We start from the raw sequence: 966 nt of genomic DNA on the forward strand, positions 1-966 counted from the left end.
TCACTCGATCGGCGCACTTGCCCCGGGACACGAACGCCGCGCCCGAGAATGGTCGGCGCGCATCTCTCCTTCACAAGCGCCGCCAAGGTCTTCGCTCCCTTGCGGAAGTCGACCGGCCCCGTCGCCATCAGCACCCGGATCGATCCCCACGGTCCGGCCACGCCTCTGCCTTTGAAGCCCGGATCACCGCCGCGACGGTCTTTGCCCAAGCGGTCCGGCCGACCCACATCACGACGCCGTCGATCTCGAGCTCCATTAGCCCGCCTGGCCGCCGAGAACCGCGGGACGGGCGTCGCGTCCGATTAGGCTTCTGCGCAGTCTCCGACCCCGAGGGTGGCGCTACGTGCACCGGCCGAACGGTCCTCCCGCCTCAACACGCAGCGCGCGCCGCCATATCTGCTCGGTGCCACACCATGCCCCCGCGCAACCGGTCAGACCGACTCCTCGGCGTCACAGCTCTCGGCCATGATCGCCGCCCTCTCCGCCGCGGTCCAACTCCGCCGGCCGCCCACGCCGGTGAACACCTCAATGCGATGGGCCGGCTCCGACACACGCTTAAGCTTTAAAATCGGAAGAGGCCGAAGCCCCCAATCGGGCCTCAGAACTTTTTTCTCAGCACGTTCTGGAGTATCGACTTGTCTAGGGACAGATCGGCAACGAGCCGCTTCAGCTTGGCGTTCTCCTCCTCAAGCTGCTTGAGCCGCCGGATCTCGCTGCTCTGATTAGTGGGGATTCCCGAAATCTGCGGCCGCGCCGCTTCCGGCGCGCGAGCGCTACGAGGTAGACGGTAGCGTGGAGGCCGCCCCAGTGAAGGAACGCCAAGCGTCGCCGGCGCCATCCGAGATCCTGTCTGACGACCTCGGCGCGTAAACGCCGCCTTCCAGCAGCGCAGACCATCCGAGTGCCGTCAGGCGCCAACCGGTGATCGTATGCTCGATCAGCTTGTGCCGATGGAGCTTGGTCAGC

1 pseudogene is annotated in these 966 nt (G+C 66.4%); it reads right to left on the minus strand.

Annotation, left to right across the window (positions count from 1 at the left end):
• Nucleotides 1–604 precede the first annotated feature (604 nt).
• Nucleotides 605–715 (minus strand): annotated as a pseudogene (locus ACKAE7_RS21040) (IS3 family transposase); the annotation flags it as partial.
• Between the last annotated feature and the right edge of the window lie 251 nt (nt 716–966).

Origin of the sequence: Pseudarthrobacter sp. NKDBFgelt (genome assembly GCF_046097905.1) — a bacterium.
Lineage (GTDB): Bacteria > Actinomycetota > Actinomycetes > Actinomycetales > Micrococcaceae > Arthrobacter > Arthrobacter polychromogenes.